The sequence below is a fragment of the Vibrio sp. VB16 genome (genome assembly GCF_015594925.2).
GTDB lineage: Bacteria > Pseudomonadota > Gammaproteobacteria > Enterobacterales > Vibrionaceae > Vibrio.
In genome coordinates, this window is record NZ_CP087591.1 from 407489 (window position 1) to 432595 (window position 25107).

General features: G+C 41.0%; 22 protein-coding genes and 1 riboswitch. Of the genes, 3 read left to right on the forward strand and 19 right to left on the reverse strand.

All coding sequences use genetic code 11. The features are described 5' to 3' along the window. The first annotated feature begins 60 nt into the window (after positions 1 to 60). Genes IUZ65_RS18435 through IUZ65_RS18445 form a run of 3 tightly spaced genes read left to right on the forward strand, consistent with a single transcriptional unit; the run spans position 61 to position 2300 of the window. A complete protein-coding gene (locus tag IUZ65_RS18435; protein ID WP_195705494.1) occupies positions 61 to 885 on the forward strand; it encodes an NAD(P)H-binding protein in 825 nt (274 codons plus the stop codon). A gap of 15 nt (positions 886 to 900) precedes the next feature. Beyond that, positions 901 to 1389, forward strand: a complete 489-nt coding sequence (locus tag IUZ65_RS18440) for an anthrone oxygenase family protein (protein WP_195705495.1) — start codon at positions 901 to 903, stop codon at positions 1387 to 1389. Between the two features lie 59 nt (positions 1390 to 1448). Next, the gene (locus IUZ65_RS18445) at positions 1449 to 2300 is read left to right on the forward strand and encodes a PhzF family phenazine biosynthesis protein (protein WP_195705496.1); all 852 of its coding nucleotides are present in this window, start codon (positions 1449 to 1451) and stop codon (positions 2298 to 2300) included. Between the two features lie 115 nt (positions 2301 to 2415). On the opposite strand, the gene IUZ65_RS18450 is transcribed toward IUZ65_RS18445, so the two are convergent. The 19 genes from IUZ65_RS18450 to lsrB all read right to left on the reverse strand — a co-directional run bounded on the left by IUZ65_RS18450 (position 2416) and on the right by lsrB (position 25077). Next, positions 2416 to 3459 carry a protein-glutamate methylesterase/protein-glutamine glutaminase gene (locus IUZ65_RS18450; protein ID WP_195705497.1) on the reverse strand — a complete coding sequence of 348 codons (1044 nt, stop codon included), beginning with the start codon at positions 3457 to 3459 and terminating at the stop codon, positions 2416 to 2418. An 18-nt stretch (positions 3460 to 3477) separates the two neighbouring features. After that, positions 3478 to 3945: a chemotaxis protein CheD gene (locus IUZ65_RS18455; RefSeq protein ID WP_229638240.1), complete on the reverse strand. Its 468-nt coding sequence runs from the start codon at positions 3943 to 3945 to the stop codon at positions 3478 to 3480. Between the two features lie 143 nt (positions 3946 to 4088). Beyond that, positions 4089 to 4874, reverse strand: a complete 786-nt coding sequence (locus IUZ65_RS18460; protein WP_231363625.1) for a CheR family methyltransferase — start codon at positions 4872 to 4874, stop codon at positions 4089 to 4091. A 25-nt stretch (positions 4875 to 4899) separates the two neighbouring features. Further along, complete coding sequence (locus IUZ65_RS18465; protein WP_195705499.1) at positions 4900 to 5451, reverse strand: chemotaxis protein CheW; 552 nt, start codon at positions 5449 to 5451, stop codon at positions 4900 to 4902. Between the two features lie 17 nt (positions 5452 to 5468). Further along, on the reverse strand, positions 5469 to 8222 hold the full coding sequence (locus IUZ65_RS18470) for a methyl-accepting chemotaxis protein (protein WP_195705500.1): 2754 nt from the start codon (positions 8220 to 8222) through the stop codon (positions 5469 to 5471). Positions 8223 to 8261: 39 nt separating this feature from the next. Next, complete coding sequence (locus IUZ65_RS18475; protein WP_195705501.1) at positions 8262 to 10397, reverse strand: chemotaxis protein CheA; 2136 nt, start codon at positions 10395 to 10397, stop codon at positions 8262 to 8264. Positions 10398 to 10399: 2 nt separating this feature from the next. Beyond that, a complete protein-coding gene (locus IUZ65_RS18480) occupies positions 10400 to 10726 on the reverse strand; it encodes an STAS domain-containing protein (RefSeq protein WP_195705502.1) in 327 nt (108 codons plus the stop codon). 16 nt (positions 10727 to 10742) lie between these two features. Continuing rightward, a complete protein-coding gene (locus tag IUZ65_RS18485; RefSeq protein ID WP_195705503.1) occupies positions 10743 to 11126 on the reverse strand; it encodes a response regulator in 384 nt (127 codons plus the stop codon). A 191-nt stretch (positions 11127 to 11317) separates the two neighbouring features. Next, entirely contained in the window at positions 11318 to 12523 is a 1206-nt protein-coding gene (locus IUZ65_RS23440; protein ID WP_195705504.1) for a methyl-accepting chemotaxis protein, read from the reverse strand. Positions 12524 to 12540: 17 nt separating this feature from the next. Beyond that, positions 12541 to 14589, reverse strand: a complete 2049-nt coding sequence (locus IUZ65_RS18495) for a putative bifunctional diguanylate cyclase/phosphodiesterase (protein ID WP_229638241.1) — start codon at positions 14587 to 14589, stop codon at positions 12541 to 12543. A gap of 512 nt (positions 14590 to 15101) precedes the next feature. Then, positions 15102 to 15872 (reverse strand): response regulator, encoded by a 771-nt coding sequence (locus IUZ65_RS18500; RefSeq protein WP_195705505.1) that lies wholly within the window; start codon positions 15870 to 15872, stop codon positions 15102 to 15104. After that, entirely contained in the window at positions 15865 to 18714 is a 2850-nt protein-coding gene (locus tag IUZ65_RS18505) for a transporter substrate-binding domain-containing protein (protein WP_195705506.1), read from the reverse strand. The genes IUZ65_RS18500 and IUZ65_RS18505 overlap by 8 nt, the downstream gene beginning before the upstream one ends. 290 nt (positions 18715 to 19004) lie before the next feature. Beyond that, positions 19005 to 19343, reverse strand: a complete 339-nt coding sequence (locus tag IUZ65_RS18510) for a hypothetical protein (RefSeq protein WP_195705507.1) — start codon at positions 19341 to 19343, stop codon at positions 19005 to 19007. 67 nt (positions 19344 to 19410) lie between these two features. Further along, positions 19411 to 20409 carry a GGGtGRT protein gene (locus tag IUZ65_RS18515; protein ID WP_195705508.1) on the reverse strand — a complete coding sequence of 333 codons (999 nt, stop codon included), beginning with the start codon at positions 20407 to 20409 and terminating at the stop codon, positions 19411 to 19413. A 24-nt stretch (positions 20410 to 20433) separates the two neighbouring features. Next, complete coding sequence (locus IUZ65_RS18520; RefSeq protein WP_195705509.1) at positions 20434 to 21126, reverse strand: iron-sulfur cluster assembly scaffold protein; 693 nt, start codon at positions 21124 to 21126, stop codon at positions 20434 to 20436. A 108-nt stretch (positions 21127 to 21234) separates the two neighbouring features. After that, positions 21235 to 21324, reverse strand: a riboswitch (Fluoride riboswitch). Positions 21325 to 22095: 771 nt separating this feature from the next. Next, positions 22096 to 22803 carry an epimerase gene (locus IUZ65_RS18525; RefSeq protein ID WP_195705510.1) on the reverse strand — a complete coding sequence of 236 codons (708 nt, stop codon included), beginning with the start codon at positions 22801 to 22803 and terminating at the stop codon, positions 22096 to 22098. 8 nt (positions 22804 to 22811) lie between these two features. Further along, the gene (gene lsrG / locus IUZ65_RS18530; protein WP_195705511.1) at positions 22812 to 23108 is read right to left on the reverse strand and encodes a (4S)-4-hydroxy-5-phosphonooxypentane-2,3-dione isomerase; all 297 of its coding nucleotides are present in this window, start codon (positions 23106 to 23108) and stop codon (positions 22812 to 22814) included. Positions 23109 to 23120: 12 nt separating this feature from the next. Beyond that, positions 23121 to 23999, reverse strand: a complete 879-nt coding sequence (lsrF, locus tag IUZ65_RS18535) for a 3-hydroxy-5-phosphonooxypentane-2,4-dione thiolase (RefSeq protein ID WP_195705512.1) — start codon at positions 23997 to 23999, stop codon at positions 23121 to 23123. A 61-nt stretch (positions 24000 to 24060) separates the two neighbouring features. Then, a complete protein-coding gene (lsrB, locus tag IUZ65_RS18540) occupies positions 24061 to 25077 on the reverse strand; it encodes an autoinducer 2 ABC transporter substrate-binding protein LsrB (protein ID WP_195705513.1) in 1017 nt (338 codons plus the stop codon). Positions 25078 to 25107 lie beyond the last annotated feature (30 nt).

The following is a 25107-nucleotide window of genomic DNA, read 5'->3' on the forward strand; positions in this document are numbered from 1 at the left end:
TCATTCATCCTATTCATTCCATTACACTGAACTCGTCAATTAAATAACGAGGCAAGAAACATGAATGAATCTAACGCACCAATCCTAGTCATCGGTGGCACGGGTAAGACAGGTAAACGAGTTGTACAAGGTTTACACGAAAAAAGACTCAATGTACGAGTGGGCTCTCGCTCAGGGCATCCTGCATTTGACTGGGACGACACAGAGACGTGGGAAGCGGCTCTACACGGTGTCAAGGCTGTCTATTTAACTTATTTCCCAGACCTTGCGGTATCTCAAGCACCATCAGCCATTCGCCGTTTCTGCAAAATAGCAAAAAGCGCAGGTACTGAACATATCGTTTTGTTGTCTGGTAGAGGCGAACCTGCCGCACAACATTGCGAGCAAATTGTCCAAGACTCAGGAATGGATTGGACGATAATTCGGGCTAGTTGGTTTAATCAAAACTTTAATGAAGGTGCATTTAATAGCATGGTTGAGGCGGGTGTAATGGCGCTGCCTATAGATAATATTGGCGAACCCTTTATTGATGCTAATGATATTGCTGATGTTGCTTTAAGTGCCTTAACTGATCCCAAGCATAGAGGTCAATTATACGAAGTAACGGGTCCACGCTTGCTGACCTTTGCTGATGTCGCAGACGAGTTAACACAAGCTACTGGCAAAAAAGTGCGGTTTCTTGCTATATCAACAGAAACCTTTACCGAACAGTTGACCCTACAACAGGTTCCAAAAGAGACGATCGGTATGTTGCTCTTTTTGTTTAAAGAAGTACTCGATGGTCGCAACGCGACGGTATGCGACGGTGTTGAACGAGCTCTTGGAAGACCTGCGACCGATTTCTCAGTGTATGCCGCCAATCTGCCAAAAACAGGCCATATCTAAACACGGAGACAGAACATGTCACATCATCTGGTCATTGCTCTCTATATTTTTTCAGCGGTATCGACAGGGTTGTTGGCAGGTATTTACTTTATTTTTTCAAATACCGTAATGCCCGCATTAGCGGGCATGGCGACAACTTCAGCTGCTGAAGTCATGCAACGCATAAACCGCCTCATTTTGAATCCGCCTTTTTTGGTCTTATTCATGGGCTCCGCATTCACAAGCTTGCTGCTCATTGGCTTAAGTTTATTTGGTTTAGGATTACCAGACAGTACCTTGGGTATATTTGCAGCAGGGCTGACTATGACTACTTTTTTCTCCACTATCGGGGGCAATGTTCCCCTAAACAACTTACTCGAAGGCACCAGCTTGCACTCTATTTCATTAGACAAGACATGGTTGCATTACCTCAGTAAATGGATAAAGTGGAATCACTTGCGCGCATTGTTGAGTTCTATTGCAACCATTCTCTATTCTCTTGAACTCGCACGGTTAGCGTTCTAACACTGGAAGCTCATTATATAACTCCCTTTTCCCCAATTCAAAAAAGGAATGTTTGACTCATGAAATGCAAACTTGTTGATGTCTTTGCACACAAAAAGCTCACAGGAAATGGTCTCACTATTTTCTATGATTTTGACTCATTGACTAAACATGAAATGTTGGTTCTTACACGCGAGATGAAGCAATTTGAATCTATATTCCTATCGAAAAGAGCGAAAGATGGGTCTTTTCGTGCACATATTTTCACTGTAGATGAGGAGCTCGATTTTGCCGGGCACCCATTAATCGGGTTGGGCGCTCATTTACATGAAGAGTACGGTACAAATAACCTTCATACGTGGGACATAGAATTAAACCAACAGCATGTGGAACTGACTTCAAAACCCTATGCTGACTATTATCAAGTGACCATGGATCAAGGTAAGCCTTTTTTTATTCAAGAATATAGGAACGATGAACTCGACGAGATTATTACGGCGATGAGTTTAAGACAGGCGGATATCGCGCCCTATCCTCTCGAAGTCATTTCAACAGGCTTGCCTTACCTAGTCGTACCGATAGTCCGTGGAATAGAGGATGCTCGTATTGTGGTTAATAATTTTGAAGCACTGTTAGAAAAACATGGTGCAAAGTTTGCCTATATTCTTGATATAAATAATTTTGAAGGGCGGACTTGGGATAACCAAGGCAATGTTGAAGACATCGCTACTGGCAGCGCCGCCGGTCCTTCCGCAGCTTTTCTCTTTAAACACAAACTGGTATCAGGTAAACAATCATTCACGTTATCTCAGGGCCGATTTTTAGAACGCCCAAGCAAGATAGGGATCAACTTGATAATAGATAGCGACACCATTAGTAATATACTGGTCCATGGGCAAGTCTGTAAAATTGCTAATATTGAGTTTGTTTAATAAGAGAAACGATCAACGTTACTCGTTGATCTAGCATTTTTGTAGGGTTGCAGACTTCTAACGATAATCTAACGCAGCACACTTATCACCTTGCCCTGCTCACTGGTTTGACACTTTACATTGAGATGCCCATGTGGGGGTTAACAATAAACCCCGCAATTTTATCTAACCCGATCTCTTGCTCCGCAGCACCCAACTTTATCGCTTCTTTGGGCATGCCATACACAATGCTTGATTGTTCATCTTGGGCTGCTGTATATCCACCTGCATCGCGTAATTCTTTTAATCCCTTTGCACCATCATCACCCATTCCTGTCATTATAATACCTGTCGCATTACGCCCTGCAGCTGTGGCTACCGAACGAAACAGAACATTCACCGAGGGTCGGTGACGACTCACTAAAGGGCCACCTTTCACCTCGACACGATATTGTGCGCCATTGCGTCTTAATAACAGATGCTTTCCTCCAGGGGCAATTAATACCAAACCAGGTATTACACGGTCATTATTTTTGGCTTCACACACCGTGACCTGACATAAACTATTAAGGCGCTGTGCAAACGAAGCGGTAAATGCCTCGGGCATATGTTGCACAATCACAATTCCTGGTGATGTTTTGGGTAAACGCGTAACAACATGCTCAATCGCTTGTGTACCTCCCGTGGATGCACCAATGGCGACAACTCGATCCGTTGTCTCGTGTAACGGCGCACTCACTAACTGTACGGCGCTATAGTTGCTTTCTATTCTCCCAATATTTGCTTGAGCAGCACCTTGAATTGCGTCGCGCATTAAGATAGCAGAATCTTCCAAAAAACCTTTCAAGTTCACGGTGGGCTTAGTGATTATATCCACGGCGCCTGCACTCATCGCGTCCATTACTACACTTGCCCCTTTAGTGGTCAGTGTTGAACAAATAACAACAGGTGTGGGCCTTTCATGCATCAATTTTTTTAGAAAAGTGATGCCATCCATACGTGGCATCTCGATATCCAATACAATCACATCGGGCCAATGTAGCGGTAGTTTTTTTTGTGCAAATATAGGGTCAGATGCAGAGCCAATCACATTAAAACCGTTAATATTAGTGAGCACATGTGTTAATACTTGCCGAACGACAGCAGAGTCATCAATGATGAATATATTGATATTATCCATTGTTTGTCTCTCCCATCTTTATGTCCAAAACTCACATTTATGATGAGCAAGTTGCTGACTCTCTTGCTCATGTTCTGAGATACTTTTATGCCAATAATCTTCTTCTTCTTTTTGTAGAGCAAGTTCAGATAAATAGGTGATTTTCTTCATATACACGGCATAATCGTCTCCGAAGAAATGGATATTCATCCCATGTTTTCCACCCAAAGATGAACTCACCAATGGAATATTTTCACACAGTAAAAATTCATGGATAAACTCTACATTTACCGCGCCGACACTTTTTATTCCTGACCCTTCTTCCTTGAACTGTAAAACATCACCACCACCAAAGCACTTTGCTTTGAGATGTTTTTTTTCCGCACCTTTCATTAACATACCGTTTATCAATAACTCCATCGCATGTATCCCATAGCGGCCAGCTTGTGAGTTAATGACTACATGTTGAAATTGGTTATGCCTATAGGCAAGCAAAAAATGATTCATGCCAATCACCTTATTGACAGGGTCATATAGACAAGTCGCAACACAAGAACCTAATAATGTTGAGATCACCTCTTGTTCAGTACTAATATAAAACTCACCCGGTGAAATAATGATACGCCGAGTATGTTTAAAAGGTTGAATAATCATTTTTTTATATAAATAGAGGGTTGGATCATTTCAAGTTTATCCGTGACTCTAGTCAAAGTTTCTGAATGGCTTATAAAAAAGTGTCCGCCTGGTTTTAGGTTGTGAATCAAACGCTCAACCACCTCTTTTTTGGTCTTGTTATCAAAATAGATCAATACATTTCTTAAAAAAATGACATCAAATTTACCGACTTTTTGAGGGATATTTTGCATTAAATTTAATCGATGAAAACTCACCTTGTTACGTAATGCCGCATTAATACAAAACTGGCCTTGCTGTGTGCGTACTCCCTTCAAACAATATTTTTTCATCAAGTATGATTCTAATAGCTCTAAGCGCTCCATAAAGTAGACCCCTTTACTCGCTTTACTTAATACCTTCCGGTTAAGATCTGTGCCTAAAATATCCCACGATTTTCCAGCTGATTGTTCAGCCAATAACATCGCCAACGAGTAGGCTTCTTCACCTGATGAACTAGCGGCACTCCAAACTCTAAAATGCCCCTTTTTCCAGTCAGTCAGTATTTCATTATTAAAATACTCAAAGTGTTTCGGTTCTCTAAAAAAATAGGTTTCATTAGTGGTTAATATATCAACTAGTAGAAGAAGCTCTTCAGTATTTTCAGGGTGAGTAGCCAATTGAAAATATTGTTGATAACTATCAAAGTTATAGTAATTCACGCGACTTAATAAACGACTTCCCACCATTACTTTTTTTTCTGGTGAAAGTGCAATCCCTGCATGTTGATGGATAAATTGGCGGAATAATTCAAATTCCGCCACTGTTATCTGGATAATTATGTTCTCCCTACTCTGTTAATAAAAGTGATTCGCTACTCCTAGCGCTCTCACTTAGTTCAGCAAGCTCTTCAACCGAAAGAACACGAGTGATATCCAATAAAATAACAAACTTATCCTCAATTCGCCCCATTGCTTGAATAAACTCAACCCGTACATCGGTACCAAAAGTAGGGGCTGGTTGCCTATTTTCGATAGGGATATTGATGATCTCCTGTACTTGATCCACCAGCATTCCTAAGCTCTGTTTTTCATCACCACAAGAGACTTCAACCAAAATAATACAGCTGCGTTTACTGATTTCATTCACGCCGTGGCCCAGTCGTGCTGAAAGGTCAACCACAGGGACAACATTGCCCCTTAAGTTGATCACACCTCTAATGTAATCGGGAGTCATCGGCACACGGGTGATATTGGTGATCTCAATAATTTCTTTGACATCGCCAATATCAACTCCTAGATCATCTCCTGACACTGAGAAAGTCAGGTATTGTCCACTTGATGGTGCTTCACCTATCCCACTGTCAACCGCACCTTTTTCGCTGATGGCTAAACTATTCATAACATCTCCTCATCAGCTTAAAATTTCTCAAAATCTTGCTCGTTAATATTGAGCTCATTACGATCAGCATATTGAGTCGCAACGGTCTTGTTAGACACCACATTAATCCGCGTTGGACTCGCCACAACAGCGGAACCTTCTACCAATTTGAAATACGCCACGGCTTGTTGTAATTGCTCTGCTTGACCACTTAACTCCTCAGAAGTCGCTGCTAGTTCTTCTGAAGCGGCAGCATTTTGCTGTGTTGCTTTGTCAAGCTGCCCCATTGCTTCGCTGATTTGACGAATGCCCGTTGCCTGCTCACCTGATGAAGCACTTATCTCTTGTACTAAATCAGAGGTTTTCACAATATCAGGTACAACCTCGGTGATGAGTACGCCAGCTTTTTCTGCAATATCCACACTGTCACTTGCAAGTTCGCTGATCTCCTCGGCCGTCACACGGCTACTTTCCGCTAGTTTTCGTACTTCTGCGGCTACCACAGCAAAACCCTTACCATGTTCCCCTGCGGAAGCGGCTTCAATGGCGGCATTTAACGAAAGTAGATTGGTTTTGTAAGCAATGTCTTCAATCAAACGAATTTTTTTAGCGATATGTTTCATCGCCTTCACTGTTTCTGTTACTGCCATTGCGCCCTGTTTAGCATCTTCAGATGATGAGGTTGCCATTTTTTCAGTCACACTGGCATTTTCTGCATTCTGCTGTACAGAAGAATTAAGTTGCTCAACGGATGCACTGGTTGACTCAACGCTACTAGATTGCTCAACCGCTCCCTGACTAATCGTTTGTGCCGTCGCGCTTACTTCTTGAGATGCGCTGGCTAAGTTGTCCGCCCCGCTACGCACTGTTTCAATCACACCCTTAATTTGATCTCGCATCATCACGAGTGCTTTACTTAATTGGCCAATCTCATCATTTTGGTCAACTTCAAGGTCAGCGATTAAATTTCCTTTGGCAAGCGCCTGCGCAAAAATCACACCTTTGGTAACCGGTTTAGTAATACTTAATGCAAATAGGTAAGCGATAACAATAATGACGACTAAAAATATTCCTGAAATAATGATGATACTTTGTATTAATGAATTTACAGGCTCCATTACCTCCGCTTCATCAATCTCGGCAATAACCACCCAATGAGTATCTCCCACCTTTAATGGCGCGTATGAAGAGAGAACTGAGTTACCATTATAATCTAAGATTATTTTACTTTCTGAAGCCCCATTTAAGGCCTCTTTTACCGCTTCCGTATCGACACCGTTATTTTTTAAGTTACCAGCAAAAGAGGCAAAAACAGAGTGTTCTTTAGGATCGAGAAATGAATCTGAGCGCATCAGTTTATCGCTACCGACAAGATACGTTTCACCGCTCTCTCCCATACCATCACGTTGGTTCATGATGGTATTAATTGCATCAAGTGATAATTGCAATGCAACAACCATCTCTACTTTGCCATTTTTAATATAGGGTTGCGCAATGAAAGCCGAGGGAGCACCATTGCTAGCTGCATAAGGTTCAAAATCAGCAATTCCATATTCACCTGATTTGATCACTTTTCGCACTAATTTACCTAAGCCCGAGTCTTTATATTTTCCATTTACAATGTTGGTTTGATAATCCGCTTCTTTTGACACACTGTAGAAAACCTGACCATCAGGATGAATCAAAAAGAGATCGTAATAACCATATGCTTCAATATATTTAGTAAAATAATCTTGGTCCTCATTGGCTCCTTTCGCCGCGAGAATCTCCTCTAAACTACCGGATGTGACTGTTGCCCAATTTAAACCATCAATCTTTAAAGGTGCAACAGCAACGAGCTCAACCTCTCCGGAACTACCAATCATAATCTCTACATCTGATTCGCCTGTTAATGCTTTTTTAATCAAATGATTCGATTTTTCTTCTCCAATATTTCCCTTCTTAACAACACGATCACTACGGTAGCTAATCTCATCATTCGATTTACCCACGAGATAAGTCTCAGCCGTAACGCCCATACCAGTGCGTTGTTGGACCACTTTATTGACTGACGTTTTGTCTAGCTGCATCGCAATATAGCCTTCAGAAAAACTCATTGCTCCAATGATAAAAGCGGCTTGTTTTCCACCTGAGGGGGCATAAGATTGGAAATCACCAATCGCGAGCCCAGTGCTGCTATTTGACTTGATATTGCGAAATGCGGCCGCTAATGAACTCTCTTTTACCAAATTGTCATTAAGCACATTTTTACCTAAATCAGATTCCTGTGCTGCACTATAGATAATGTCACCTTCAGGGCTGATTAAAAACAGATCATGCCAACCAGTATCATTCATAATATCTTTGATACGAAAATCGTATTTTTCAACAGCCTGAGTCCACTGATTAGACTCTACACCGTTAAAATAAACCGCATCGATTGCTTGATACATCTCACCAAGAAAAGGGTCATCTTTAGCAATGTGAACACTCGATTCCGTCAATGAAAATAGCTGCTCAATATTTGCTTTTTTGATATTTTGAATCGCTTCTATCTTTGCCTCTTGTGCCGCTAATAAGGCCGATGTTGTCTCTACCAGTACGCCTAAATCCCCTTCTCGCTCTTCAAAAAAACGAGCCAATTGTGATTTTTTTACTATACGCATTGCATCTAGTTGACTAAATGATCCTTTAATTAATGCATCTGAAGCCGTTTGTGCTGAAAAATAAGCCACTATGGCCAAAGGAATTAAACTGATTAATAGCATTAAACCAATTAATTTTATTTTCATGGGTGTATTTTTTAAATTCATAATGACCTTCCAGTCGTTAGTAATAATTAAATAAAGCGGTTAGCAATTATGGACTTGCTTCATGAGGTTTTTTACATCTAAGATAAGCGCAACGTTACCGTCACCTAACACCGTCGCCCCTGTTAACCCTTCTAAGTTTTCAAAAATCTTACCCAATGGTTTAATAACCGTTTGCTGCTCACCATGTAGCTCATCGACGACAAATCCAGCGCGTTCGTCACCAGTACGGACAACGACCAAACTTTGTCGGCTATTTTTAGTTATCTGCTTGTTGGGGTTAAAGTATTCAGCAAGTTTTAGGTAGGGCATTGCCACGCCACGCAGGTTGACGTAGTGCTGGACTTCATCTATTTTCCATTCACTGCTGTTCATCTCTACACATTCTTCCACCATATCCAGAGGAATGATGTAACGTTCCTTATCCGCTTCAACCATAAAACCATCAATAATCGCTAGTGTTAACGGCAAGTGAACGGTAATGGTTGTCCCTTTTCCGTCGATGCTATCGATACTGACATTCCCTCGTAATGCTTCTATATTCCGGCGGACGACATCCATACCCACACCACGACCAGAAAGGTCGCTGGCTTGCTGCTTGGTACTTAAACCTGCTTCAAAAATTAGATTGTAGATCTCTTGATCTGAGAGTTTTGCATCACGGCTTACCAATCCTTTTTCAATCGCTTTGTCGAGTATTTTTTGCTTATTAAGGCCAGCGCCATCATCAATAATTTGAATAACAATATGCCCTGAGTCATGGTAGGCATTGAGTGTGATTTTTCCTTGTGCAGACTTACCTGAGTCAAGCCGTGCTTGTGGCGATTCGATACCATGATCCAACGAATTTCGAATAAGATGTGTAAGGGGATCATTAATTTTTTCAACGACTGTTTTATCTAGTTCAGTTTCACTGCCGCTGATCTCTAGTTCAATTTCTTTGTTCAGTTCTTTACTTACATCACGCACTACGCGTCTAAAGCGAGAAAACGTTTCACCAATTGGGACCATACGTAATGCCAATGCCGTGTCTCGAATATTACCGACTAAAGAAGACATCGTTGCAGACACCTCTTCTGCCTCTTGAATTCCATGTTTTTCAATCATGAGCCCCATGGCGGCACCCGAGATCACAAGCTCGCCAACTAGATTGATAAGTTGCCCAAGCTTCTGTGAGTCAACACGAATAATGCTGGACTCTGACGATAGCTTATTCTTTACTTGTTGTTGCTTAGTCAGTGCTTTCTCAACAACCTCAGCTTGCACTACATTCTGATCAATAAGGATTTCACCAATCGGCTTGCTTTGTGTTGCCTGGTTTTGGGTCTGCATGGCACGAAAAATATCGTTTTCAGTTAAGACACCAACACTCACTAGCATTTCGCCTAACAACGCGGTTTCATCATCACTTAAATCTTCTAACAATGATAAATATTGTTCAATCTGGCTACTTGGGGGCAATATATTAATGTCACAATCATCAGCAGCGAATTCAAACACATCTTCAATCGTTTGCTTAGTTGCATCACTTTTTAGTGCCATCTTAAACTGCAAGTAACAACTTTCCGGGTCAAAATTGTCATCATTAGGAACCGATTGGTTTAGCAAAATAAACGCTTGAATCTCCCCAATAGTACTCAAGTAACGTACAAAAGAGAGAGGGTCAATACCCATACGAAATGCATCTATTTTGAAACATAAACTGATGAGCCAATTACCATTCAAATCGACATCAACTTCACCTAAGTTTTGTAGCACATCCGTAGCACTTTCTTGCAAGACGGTATGATTTCGATTTAATGCAAGTGTTAACGCATCACTCGTAACTTGTAACTCATCGGAAAGTGTATTCTCGGGAAAACTGATGCAATATTTAATGAGATTTTCAGTATGATCTCGACATGCCAATAATACCGAGATAAGTTCATCATCTATTTGTCGCTTTTCTTCACGTACACTGTCTAACACTGTTTCAGCTTCGTGGGCAAAACTCACGACAGGTGTAAATGAAAACAGTCCAGCTGAACCTTTAATCGTATGCATAGCTCTGAAAATAGAGTTGATCACTTCCCTATCATCCGGGTTAACTTCTAATAGAAGCAGTGAGTTTTCCATCTCATCAAGTAACTCTTGTGCTTCTTGAGAAAAGGTAATTAGGACACTTTCCATATCATTCATGATTAATTCCACTCTGCAGAGATGACCACAGGATCAGTAAAAAACTCGGTTAGTTTAAATAATTCAATCACTTCAAATACGGCTTGGCTGTGATGCTGCAATTTAAATTCGGCACCTATTTCTAATGCTTGTTTTTTAAGGAAGATAAGTAGCTGTATACCAGCGCTATCGAGCTCAGATACATCGCTTAAATCGACATGAATGGTATGCCCTGTTTTTAGGTAGGGTAAAAGACTGTTTTTCTGCTCAAGTACCGTATAAATGGTCATTTCATCGCTAATATGTATAACGACTTCTTTATTCTCTGATGTTGAAACAGTGATCGACATGACGCTCTCCCGGTCGTTAAGGCAGCATTAATTTGGCTACGGCATTTAATAAAACAGGGGGTTGGAAAGGCTTCACTAACCACGCTTTTGCACCAGCGGCCCTCCCCTCCTGTTTTTTAGCGTCGGATACTTCTGTGGTGAGCATCATCATCGGGGTAAATTTATAAGAGGGCATTTTCTTTGCTTCTTTGACAAGCGTAATACCATCCATCTGGGGCATATTAACATCGGTAATTATAAGGTTTATTCTCGTTTTACTGGCCTGAAGTTCAACCAATTTGGCTAGCGCATCCTTACCATTTACTGCGGTTACCACTTCAAATCCCGATTTTGTTAAGGTTAGTGTTATCACTTGACGCATAGATGCTGAATCATCAACAACCAGTATTGTTTTTGCCATTTTATCCTCCTACGGATACACCAAGACTAATAAGAAAAATAACTGCCCAGAAGGTGCCAATGTTATTTCATTAAAAGTAATCTTATTAATATCAGTCTATTATTTTGTAAATGCAGACGTTGGCAATTTTATTTTTTAATACAAATCAAAAAACGATCACCGTTAAATATATTGTTTAACCTGTCGAGCTTCTAGAAAAACTCAATACCATCATTATTTTCTTCTAATGAAGGCGCATCACCTGACGTATTGAGATCATGTAAAACTCTTTGCTCTGAGGTGGTATAGCCTTGACTCATCTCTTTCAACCAATTATTTTTATCCATTTTGACAAGTTCAGTCGGACGAGCGAGTAATAAAGAGAAACGGGCAATTTCACCTTTGGTATGTTCGAGTATTTGCCCCACACGGTCTTGAAATTGTAACGAAACTAAAATATCGTTGATCTCAGTCGTTATTTCTTCACCATGATTTTTTAATAACTCCGATGAATTAGAAAATTGGTTAATTAGCAGATTTAACCTTAAGACAACATCTTGAATAAGCTGTTGTGATGCGTTCGATTTTAATTCCTCCTCTTTAAGTTGCCTTTCAGTATTCTGAACCGCAGTACTCATCGCACAACAAATACCATCGACTTTGTCCGTCATATTTTGCCCTGTATCATTTGACCGTTTTGATAATGATCGGACTTCATCAGCCACAACAGCAAAACCCCGACCACTATCGCCGGCTCGAGCCGCTTCAATTGCCGCATTTAGCGCCAATAAATTCGTTTGTCCGGCAATGCCTTGCACATCAATTGCCATGGTTTGCAATTCATCCGCAAAGCTTTGTAACTGTGTTATTTCACTCAGCAGTTGTACTTTCGAAGATATAATCATTAGAAAATTACTGTTTAATGAGTTGAGCTCAGCTTCACTATTCGTAATCACCTCCGCGATACTACCTCCAGAATGATCAGACTCCAGCGCCTGGACGTCATTTAACGTCTTTCTGAGGGCTTCCTCTATTTGAGTAAAACGCATAGCAAGCGTATCAATTGCTTCTGTAGATTGCTTTATGACATCATCGATTTGTCCTTGCCAAAGCGGTAAAATAGCTTGACAAAGATCCGTCAGTTTATTGAATTTTTCAGCATCTTCTATTTGCTGTTCAACCCAGCTTTCTTTGGTATGTTGAACTTCCCGAATTAATATCGTTATATTGGTATTTACTAGCCTTGCCCCTACCAAAGATATCAAGAGAATAAGCACCGCTGAAAAAATTGCTGTTATCGAGAACTCGGCTTGAGATAAAAGGATTACCGCCGAAATCATACCAAGCAAAATAACCACTAATGTAGATTGATTTATAAAAGATGCTTTTTTTACTTTCATTTTTTTCTCTTTAGTCATACTTAACACCTAAAGCGTTATTGAGTAATATTCAACGATGTATTACCATTCTTTAATCTTTTATTGGCTAAAATGCTTGCATAAAAAACCGAATTAGATGGCCAGTCATCTACCCACTTGGGGATGCAATCTGCTTGCATGGGTTTTGCTACGCTATACCCCTGTACCAAGTCACAACCTAGCTTTAACAATGCTACGCTGTGTGCGATAGTTTCGACCCCTTCAGCAATAACCTCCCTTTTGAATGACTTCGCTAAACCAATCACACTTTCTACAATCATCAAATCATCTGGGTTAGTTAACATATCCTGTATAAAACTCTGATCTATTTTAATAAGGTTGATGGGTAAGTGTTTGAGGTAAGTAAGTGAAGAATAACCGGTGCCAAAGTCATCTAGTGCAAAGCTGACACCTAATTTGATACAATCGTTCATGATTGTTGAAACATGCAATAGGTCATCAATCGCACTTGTCTCAAGCACCTCTAACTGCAAATAACATGGGTCGGTCTGAGGCGTCGCTGACAAAAGAACGTCGAGACGTTTAGCAAAATCAGCTTGTTGAAGTTGTGAGGCGCAAATATTGACGCTGACAGGTATATCGTATCCCAACGCTTGCCAGGCAGTAATTTGATTAAAAGCAGTTGTAATCACCCATTCACCCAATTCGATACTGATGGGATGATTTTTAACCAGAGGCAGGAACTCAGCGGGGGCTAGCAGGCCCCGCTCGGGGTGTTGCCAACGAATTAACGCTTCTGCTCCAATCACCGTTCCTTTATTGATGTTGACCTTGGGTTGGTAATACAAAACAAATTCACTTTGGTTCAAAGCGACACGGATACGCTCAATATTCTCACGCCGAGCATCCACAACCTTGTCATGTACAAAGTCAAAAACGTGATAACGGTTTTTACCTGCTTTCTTAGCTTCATACATGGAAAAATCAGCATGACGTACAAGCAAGTCCGAATCGGAATTGTCTTGCGGATAAAATGTAACCCCCATACTGGCGGAGGTATTTAACTCAATTTCCCCGACAGTAACTGAACCAGATATAGCGTCTAGTAGCCGTGATAATGTTGATTTACAACTATGGTTACATTCTAACCCCGTTAGAATGGCGACAAACTCATCCCCCCCTATTCGAGCAAGCGTATCGTCTGCACGTAACATTCCTTTCATGCGATGCGATACCGCAACTAAGAGTTCATCCCCTACATGATGTCCATACTTATCATTAATGGCTTTGAATTCATCCAAATCAATGAATACTACTGCTAATGACTGCTTATCCCTTTGGCATTGTTGCATGGCTGCAGACAGATACTCCCTTAATAAGATTCTATTAGGTAAATGCGTTAGCGCATCGTAATGGGCGATTCTTTCAAGTTTCGCCTGCTCCTCTTTGATATGTGAAATATCGGTAAATAACGCAACGTAGTGCGTTATTACGTTCGTGTTATCTCTCACGGCGCTGATTGAAAGCATTTCAGGATAGATCTCACCATTTTTGCGACAATTCCAGATTTCACCCCGCCAATGATCTGCTTTTGCCAGCGTTTCCCAGAGCTCAGCATAAAATGCTGGCGAGTGCCTACCTGATTTAAGCATACGAGGATTTTTACCCAACACTTCTTGACGGCTGTAGCCAGTAGTGGTGGTAAACGCATCATTGACATTCATAATATTGCCAGCGGGGTCGGTAATGGTAATGCCCTCTCTGGTATGGGTAAATACAGTGGCTGCGAGTTTTAATTTTTCTTTCGACAGTTCAAATTCAGTAACATCAATGTTTGCACCGTGTATTCTAACTAGCTGACCTTCATTACCTCGGATTACGGTAACCATACTTTTCATGTGTATGACATCACCGTTTTCTCGATACATTCGAAAATCTATTTCAGACGGTTTATCGGCATAAAATAAAGCTTGAATTTCGCGATTTACGCGCTCAATATCAGCAGGGTGTAGAGTGTTTTCGCAGGAGATTACAACGCGAGAGAAGCTGTCGTTACGATTAGGGTCAGATGCAAATATTGAATAACCTGATGTGTTTTTTTGCATCAGTAGATCCCAGTCCCACATGCCAAGACCATTCGCTGCTATGAATGACAGATTTATAGTTATGATATTTATTCCGCCTCGAATTCGAAGTTTGTGGTACAACCAGTTTCTTAGGCCAAGATAACAATTGTAAAGCCAACCTCCTACCCTCATAGAGCGACCCGCGGGGGGGGAAATGGGGGAGAAATGGGGGAGTGGAAAATGGGGGAGAGAGAGAGGGAAATCACCAGCCATACCATGACAGCCCTTATGAATGAGGCCTAGAACATGGGAGCTATTGTTATTGCAGGAATTTTTGGTTAAAGGTAGATAAAAAAGTCAGTTGTAAAAGTAAAAATTAGCGATAAAATTGGACTCATTCTATGTTGTTAATAAACTCAACCGATTTTGTTAACAAAAAAACCAACGAGTAGAATTTTGTTGGTTTTAGGGTTAATGGGTGACATTCATTCACTTAGGCCGGTGGATTTTAAAGGCGTCAATCAGATCGCTTAGACATCTAGACCAGATGGTTAAAATAGTTCTTGTACTTTAATAGCCGCCTCTCGTCGGTTACTCACATTCAGCTTCTGATAGATGTTTTTCAGATGACTTTTCACTGTTTCAGTGGAAATAAACAATTCATTTGCAATGGCCTTATTTTGCATTCGACCCACCAATAATTTTAGAACGGTATACTCACGGTTAGTCAGCGTATTAAGTAAATGATGATTGTTTGATTTTTGTTCTGAACCTTTGATGATCTGATCATATTGATTTGAAGCTGCAACATTGCCATCCAATGTTGCTTGCGCAAAGGCTATCTCTTTATCTTGGATTAATTCAGTATTAGGCCTTTCTTGCTGTCGTTTAAGAAAGCCTGAAACGACGATATCGGTAACCGCACTACTCAGGTATATTTGCCCATTCGTTACTGCACGTATTGATAGGACGAGCTCTTCGGGTAAGCTTTCCTTAAGTAAGTATCCCGCCGCACCCGCATCAAGCATACCTTCAACAAAATACTTACCTGAATGGATTGATAGCGCGATCACCTTACTTTCAGGAGATACCGCGACGATCTGTTTGGTTGCGTCAATACCATTTAGCTTAGGCATACTAATATCCATCACTACTACATCGGGTTGTAATACCTCCACTTGCATCAGCGCTTCTTCGCCATTACTTGCTTCTCCTACCACGAGTATCTCATTTTCATCTTGTAATAGAAGCGCGACGCCTTTACGTAATAAAGCGTGGTCATCAACCAACAAGATTTTAATCAATTTATTATCATTATTCATAACTTACGCTATCCATCTCTGTAGTTGGGAGTTTCATCACCACAGTACAACCTTTCCGGAGTTCCGAACTGACTAGCAGCTCTCCACCGAGATCAATCATCCTCTCCTGGATGCTGAATAAACCAAAGTGGCCATTTGAACTGACGTTTTCAGGTAGTTGCTCTTTCATAAATCCAATTCCATCATCTTCGACTGTGATTATATAGCTTCCCGCCTTCTCTTCGATGGTCACCACAACTGCTGTCGCCTCAGCGTGTTTAATTACATTGACTAGTAATTCGCGGACGTTTCTAAACAAAATAGCTCTGAGGTCAAGACCCATGCGATCTTGTTGTAAGCGATCGATCACCTCTACCTTAAGTCCATGTTTTTTCTCGCAAGCCTGATCTTTCCATTCAGTGATAGCCGCTGCTAAACCAAGTTCATTCAGTGATGGAGAGCTGATTTCGAAAATAAGATGACGGGTTTCCTGAATCGCAGTCAATAGCGACTGAGAGCTACTACGAATGAGTTCTGCAGCTTTCTCTTTGTCCGGTAAATGTTTTAGTACCGCAGCCAACTGCAACCGTGTTAACGCTAATGATTGACCAACATTATCATGTAAATCTGCAGCAATTCGACGACGTTCTTGTCCTTCTACTAGGGCTAATTGTAATGCTAATGATTTCAACCGCTGCTGATAGCTAATCAACTTATGTTCAATTTCTTTCCGCTCGCTAACATCCTGCATGGTACCAAATAAGCGACTGACCTCGCCCTTGGCATTGCATACAACCTCCGCAATTGCATGAACATTGCACAATGAACCATCTACCTTAATCACTCTGTATTCGTACATCCCTCCTTGATGAGATCGCAACCATTTAGCATTATTTTCTTCAATGGCTTGATGATCATCTGGGTGTACCGACAGCATTATTTTTTGATAAGTAAGCTCTGTATCGCTCGAGAATCCGAATATCCGATAAATTTCTTCAGACCAAGTAAGAATGTCATTGCTAAGATCCCATTCCCAATAGCCTAGTCGAGCAATGTTTTGTGCTTTAAGCGATTCCTTTTGACTTTTAAGTAAAGCGTTATTAACCTGTTCTCGTTCCGCTATTTCCTGCTGTAAATCTACAGTGCGAGAATTGACTAACCTACGCAAGCTGCTATTCCAAGTGATAAAACCTAATACAATAAGCAGCGCAATACAAAGAATAGAAATTATCCATATCAGTAACTCAGCATAAGCAATGCCCCGCACCTCGTATTTCAAAGTCACATATTTGCTTCGGATTGCTGTTCTTTCTCTTTCGTTAATACTAGACAGAGCGAGATTTATTAGGGAGTTCAACTCAGGCCCATCTTTACGGTTTCCCATCGAAAAATATTCAGTTCCTAGCGAGCTGGTAGCTATAATCTTAATATTGGAAAAACCACGTTTCTGAATAATGTAAGCCGTATTAGTCAAACTTCCGACAAAAGCGTCAATGTGACCATTAGCAAGCGCTTCAAGCGCCATTTCATTTGAGTCGTACAAAGCCAGCCTTATATCTGGATAGTTTTCTAACAACAGTTTTTGTACATTTCCCGCTTTTAATACGGCTACTGATTTGCCGGTAAGGCTTTGAACGTCAGTTATAAAAACACTTTTATTACGAGTAGCTATCACCGTTGACGACTCAATGTAATTGTCGCTAAATAACATATATTCTTGTCGTTCACGGCGATTCACTATGACAGGAATCATATCTGGGCCTTCCCCACGCTTCATTCCCTCAAGGAAGTCACTAAAAGGTTGCTCTGATACCTCATAATTAAATTCAATACCCGTACGCTGGGCAATTATGTTCAGGTAATCAATGGCTAGACCTTCAGGGGGTTTACCCGCTTTCACTATCATATAAGGCGGCAAATCGACTACCATTACCTGTACCTTATGTTTCTTTTCAAGCCATTCTCTTTGTTTCATGGTTAACGCCAATCTTGGCACTCTGTCCGCCATTGGGAAAAGTTCAGTCCACCTACTTCTGATTTTTTGATGCTCCTCTTCTGAAATAGACGCAAGAGCCTTACTCAATAAGACCGTAAACTGCGGCCAATCTTTTCGAACCCCTGTATATAATCCAGCCGCCATCGTTTCAGGAAGCCCTGCCACTTTAAGCCCCGTAATTAATTGCTTATCAATAGCATAGGTAAGTGTTGGCAATCCTCCAACCACAGCCTTAATTTCTCTATTTAGCAATGCATTCACGGCTTCGTCATAAGTCTTGTATAAAACTAACTCAATATCGGGATGGTTTTCCTTTAAGAAGTTCTCAGAGTAAGCTCCGGCCATAATTCCAACCCGCTTATTAAATAAGTCATCCAGTGTAGTTATGTTCTGAATATCTTTGTTCACCAATATCGCCGATTGAAGTTGGCTATAAGGACCGACAAAATCGAGGTACTCTTTTCTCTCAGTATTTTTCAACAGAATACTAATGCCATCGACCTTATGCTCCTTCGCCAACCATTGCATTTCGGTCCAGGAGCCCGAAACCATATCTATTTTTATCCCTAGGCGTTGAGCAACAAGATCTAAATAGTCAGGCGCTAACCCTACTGATTCACCATCATCGTCTATAAAATTCAAAGGAGGAAATATACCGCCACCCATGGTGATAATTGGATGCTCAGCCAGCCAAGCCTGTTCATTCGCTGTTAAAGTTAACTTTGAGTTAATTGTTACTGGTGATGACTCATGAGAAGTGTGCGCAAATAATATAGAAGAAAAAAAGATCAGTATGAGCCTTCCAACTACAGAAAGTTGGAGCCGAAGTTGGTAGTGTAACGTTCGCTTTTGGTTGCACTTATCCATGGATTCCGATCGTGATTTATTAAAGATAAAAATAGAAACATGCTTTATTCACATGCAGAGTGAGGCAATAAGTAATTAGTTTACCCTCTCCTTTTCTCTTTTTCCTATTTTTATATGTATTAATGCGCATTTTTATTACAAAAATACGATGTAGAGTAACCGGGGTTGAATGAATAAAATACTCCACTCGCAGAGACAAATACTTCATCCATTGACGGATAATTTAATTTGGCTAACAGTAATCTGCGTAATTAACTGAATGAAAAATCACCGAGATTTCAACTTTATTTTCACAACATTTTCTTAGTTAATACCAAAACACCATCGTTAATTTCCGAATTAAGGTCATTGTGCTTGAGGTATTTACTGATATCACATTTGAAATCATGTTTATGCTCCTTAGCAATGAGTTTTATCGTCTCTTTAGGGGTGTCCTCTAGTTCAACCTCCATTAACTTGGTTTCTAATTCAGAGACATACCAAACACGTTTCCAAAGTCTCTCTTCATCGTTGAGTCGGTACTTAACAGAGGCACTAAAGGCTTTTTCACTTGGCATCTGAAAAGGCTCCTCAATGTAAAATAAAATATCATCGAACTGTTCTGGTAGGTGCTCATGGCAAAAAAACATACGGTACTCCTTCAATTTGTACAAGATAAGGAGGCCAGTGACGACTTCCTTATCTCTTATCTATGAATTATTTTATGGCTTGTTCAATAGCAACAGCTGTTGCTACGGTAGCACCTACCATTGGGTTATTCCCCATGCCTATTAGTCCCATCATTTCTACATGAGCTGGTACAGATGAAGAGCCGGCAAATTGCGCGTCACAGTGCATTCGCCCCATCGTATCTGTCATTCCATAAGAGGCAGGCCCCGCCGCCACATTATCTGGGTGCAGAGTACGTCCTGTACCACCACCAGAGGCAACAGAAAAGAAAGGTTGCCCCTGTTCTAAGCGTTCTTTTTTATACGTACCAGCCACCGGATGTTGGAATCGAGTTGGGTTGGTTGAGTTGCCTGTAATAGACACCTGAACATTTTCTTTATGCATCATTGCAACACCTTCTCTGACATCATCCGCTCCATAACATAAAATTTCTCCATTAGAACCTTTAGAAAAGGAGCGACGAGACAGTTCAACAAGTTCACTGGTGTCGTAGTTAAATTTGGTTTCCACACAGGTAAAACCATTGAGACGAGAAATTAAATACGCCGCGTCTTTACCTAAACCAATAAGAATAACCTTCAGCTTTCGATCTCTGACCTTGTTCGCATTGAGTGCTATTTTTATCGCACCTTCCGCCGCGGCAAATGACTCATGACCGGCAAGAAAGCAGAAACATTCTGTCGTTTCACTAAGCAAACGCGCGGCCAAATGGCCATGTCCCAAGCCAACTTTTCGCTGTTCAGCAACTGAGCCAGGAATACAGAAAGCTTGCAGACCTTCGCCGATATGATTTGCAGCATCCGGTGCGGTCTTAGACCGCTGTTTCAGCGCAATAGCAGCACCTAAGACGTATGCCCACCCTGCATTATCGAAGGCGATTTTCTGGGTTTCCTTAACGATTTTTCTTGGGTCAATATTTTTTTCTAGGCAGTATTCTTCAGCATGCTCCAAACTATCAAAGTCATTAGCCTGCAATGCGGTAAGAATTTGTTTTTCTCTTCGTTCATAATTTTCAAACTTTGGCATAATATATTCCTTTGGTAGGTCTTGTTATTGGTGTCGAGGATTGATAGTTTTTGTGGCTTCTGAGTACCTACCATAGGTACCGGTTGCTTTAACAACCGCTTCGTTTGCTGAACACCCTTCACTGATCAGACCCATCATTTGGCCTACATTGACGTACTGATAACCAATAATTTCATCATTATCATCCAATGCCATAGACTGGACATAACCTTCCGCCATTTCTAGATAACGCGCGCCCTTAATCTTGGTTCCGTAATGCGTACCGATAGAGCTACGTAATCCTTTTCCTAAGTCTTCAAGACCTGCACCTATCGGCAATCCTCCTTCAGAAAATGCGGTTTGAGTTCGACCGTAAGCAAACTGAAGAAAAATTTCTCGCATTGCAACGTTGATGGCATCGCATACTAAGTCAGTATTCATTGCCTCTAGAAGCGTCTTCCCAGTTAGAATTTCCGAAGCCATTGCAGCAGAGTGCGTCATTCCAGAACAGCCGATCGTTTCAATCAACGCTTCCTCAATGATGCCGTTTTTGGTATTCAATGTGAGTTTTGCGGCGCCTTGCTGTGGTGCGCAAGTTCCAACGCCATGACTAACCCCGGATAAGGCGATAACATCTTTTGGTGAAATCCAGCGCCCTTCGACAGGAATAGGAGACGACATATGCCTTGGCCCGCGTGAAACGGAGCACATAGATTGAACTTCGGTAGAATAATTCATTGCTTACTCACTAAATCAATATATTAGAAAAGCAATAAGCATAGGAAAGGTTGGATATCGACGTTCTGTCAATACACAAGCCTAGGAATAATCCTATTGCTCTTGCGTGTATTAGCAGACGTCATCAGCTTTTTAGGGCGGTTTTGTATACGTGGGGGATTAAAGTATACATGGCGGAACATCATCGCCTTTTGCATATATTACTCTTATTTACCGTGCTGTAAACACCTTAATAGACACGTTTTATCGTAATGTAGTTAAGTTATTAAATAGGTTGGGTTTTAATCATTACGTCCAGTTTTATACGCTATAGGGCCGTCAACTCATCCAACTAAGGTGATTAAGCTCAATCAAGTTGATATTTAAAATACCATTAACCCTATTCCCATAAAATAAGAAACCAGTTACTAAAATATATTTGGATTTTAGTAACTGGTGAATCAGATTAAACAGTGACAACGCCAAATTACATAACTAATAACTAATAACTAATAACTTGAGCACGATAACGATTACTTACGTAAATAATGGCATTATTCATCGGAAAATTATCGCAAAGGGAAAGGGAAAGGGAAAGGGACGAATGTTAAGTTGCTAGGCTCCTAAAAATCAAACAATACATTTCATTCAAGTAATGACCAGACCAACCAATATTTTTTCTTATAAAACAATTTGATAGGAATTGTTGAACAAATTTTACGTCACTCCATTAAATCAAGAATATCGGTTCTTGTCTGGCTAACGGCCTGAAGACGAGTAACACAGCCGCAACTTGGATTCCTATTACAGAGAGATTCCTAATCATTGTAATCGTACAACCGAAACGGTAATGAGAGTAGGAAAAAAACGTCGTAGTAACGATAACAACCATAAAAAGTACTGCCACATAGCGATCTAACATGGCAGTACTTTTTATGGTTGTTATCGTAATCTTATTTCCCTCATAAGTGATTTTTATTTAAAGGTGTTTCATATATCCAATTTGCTCCTCCAAATACTGAGGTTCTCTTCAAGCTGACTATTTTTGAATAGAGCGCTACCCGAAACGATCAAATTCGCGCCTTGATTTGCCGAGTTAACCGCAATATCAAGCGTCATAGAACCGTCAACACTGATTAACAACTTACCTCCAAACCGATCAATTTTCTTATTCAGTAGACTCAATCTATCAGCAAAAAACTGTGGTTCCATTTTACTTCCATCACGAGGGTCTAAAGTGAGCAGCTGTACGATTTCTACATGAGGCAATAAATCATCAAGAACATCCAGATTAGTGGTAGGACAAAGACTTATCCCTCTAATTATAGGTCGCTCTCGACCTCGATATATCACGTTTAAGTCTTCCAGCTCTTGCATCACTGCAATAGCATTGTCTAGAGCTTCATATTGCATGGTTACTACATGAGCACCCGCAGCAACAAATGCTTTCGCTTGTTGTAATGGATTAGCGGTCATAATATGAACATCGAGCACAAACGTTTCAGGTAAAGCAGGCACTAACCATGCTCCAAATGTCAACTTGGGGCAAAATACACCGTCCATCACATCCAAATGAAGCCACTCTGTTTTCGGTTGTAACGGTGATAGTGCCGCATCTATGTGACGCCATTCAGCGGCAGTAACCCCTACACTCATTCGTCGCTCATGTGTTGGAAGAATCCAGTTTCTATCACTCATAATATTTTCTACTCACCTATCATCAAGCCATAAAATTCTTGTTTTGTACGATCTCCAGTCATTATTCCTTCAAGATCTTTCACACACCGTAAGTAATGGGGTGTTTTTTTATGAGCTAAAACCGCCTCATCATCCCTATACGCCTCATAAATAATAAAACGCGTAGGTACTTTGGGGTCTTGCAAAACATCAAAGCGAACATTGCCCTCTTCCTTAAGTGAGCCAAGGTGGTTAGGCAAAAACACTTGCTTGAAACGTTCAACTTGATCCGACTTTACATTAATTTCTACCAGCGTAACGTTCATTCCCCGTCCCTCTTATCTATTTTTTTCTGACAAATACAGCTCATGTGCATGTTGTGCCGACATCTTGTTATGAACAACCTCACGAACAGCCTTGATCATTGCAATTGGGTTTTCTGATTGAAAAATGTTTCGTCCCATATCAACACCTGAAGCGCCTTGATCTATCGCCCTATAGCACATATCGAGCGCGTCAGGCTCTGGTAACTTTTTACCGCCGGCAATCACAATGGGTACAGGACACCCAGCCACTATTTTTTCAAAGCCTTTTTCAACGAAGTAAGTTTTGACAAAATGAGAGCCGATTTCTGCCGCAATTCGAGTTGCTAAAGTGAAATATCGTTGGTCGCGAGCCATATCTTTGCCCACTCCCGTAACCGCCATAGTAGGAATGCCGTATCGGTTACCATCATCAATCAATTTAATAATATTATTAATCGATTTGTGCTCGAACTTCGAACCGATATAAATTTGTGCTGCCATGGCTGAAACATTTAGGCGTATAGCATCCTCAATATTTACAGCAACCGCTTCATTCTCCAAATCTGTCAGAATTGAATTAGCACCTGAGCAACGAAGAACAACAGGTTTGTTGGTATTTGCAGGCACCATGGAACGAACAGCACCACGTGTTGCCATTAGCACATCCGTATGCTCAAACAACGGTTTAATGTTCAAATCAATTCGCTCAAGACCTGTCGTTGCTCCTTGAAAATAACCGTGGTCAAACGCCAACATGACTGTTTTACCCGTTTTCGGATTAAATATTTGAGATAAACGAGACTGCATACCCCAATCAAGTGCACCGCAACCCTTAATATCAAAAGTAGGATTTACCTGCGGTCTATCTAATCCAAAATCTTTACCGTCTTTAATATCATCTAAATCAGCCATCTGTCTTACTCCAAATTATAGGGGTAAGAGCCGATAACAAGACCGGCTCTGTTACCCAAGCTTAAAAATCAAAATTATCGATATTCTCTTTTGTGAAAACAGTACGTTCAGGCATGACGACAATTCCGTTGCCATCCGCTTCATAGTCATATTTCTGGACAGCATTCTTAGATACTTTTATAGAACCCACGCCCGGAATATCTAGTGTATCGCCGACATTCATATCGCCTTCTTTCAAGAGGTGATTTGCGACGTAAATTGAAATTTTGCCCTGATTGACGACATCCCAAAGACCAAACTGTTTTACCGTTCCACGTTTTACGTATGGACGCATAACATTTGGCGTACTGAACCCTACAATAGCGACGTCATTAACCTTTAGGTTTTCTTTTGCCTGCGCAGCAGCAGGTAAAGCGTTGGCGTCAGGCGCAATGATTGCGTCTAGATCTGGATAGGCTTTGAGGATATTTTCCGCGGTCTGGAGCGATTTGGTCGCATCGTTGTAACCAAATTGTGTCGTGACGACCTCCCAACCAGGATGTTCATTAGCAATTTTTTCTTTCGCTGCTGCCACCCATTGATTCTGGTCTGTTACCGTAGGACTTGAGTAGAAAAAAGCAACCTTCGCTTTCTTTTTAGTAATCTGGTTAGAAGCCATGTCTATTAACATGCCGCCAAGTTGGTCGGGTGTGCCCTGGCTTATGTAGATACTACGACATTCAGGTTTAGTATCGGAGTCCCATGTTAAAACCTTTACACCACGTTTCATGGCACGCTTTAGAGAAGGACAGAGACCTTCTGGGGACACGGCAGACACTACGACAGCATTGTATCCGCGGTTTATAAAATTATTAATCAACTGAACCTGATTTGGCACACTAGGTTCCGTTGGACCATCATAAGTGACATCAACACCAAGCTCCTTACCTGCTGCAACAGCGCCCTGACCACCGCTCGTGAAAAAACCAACGCCAGTCAATTTGGGAATAAACGCAATTTTTTCAGTCGCCTGAGCGACAGAGGTCATCGCTATTCCCATAGAAATTGTTAACGCTAGTGCTTTTACAGACTTATTCATACATCCTCCGAGGGATTTCCATTTCAATGT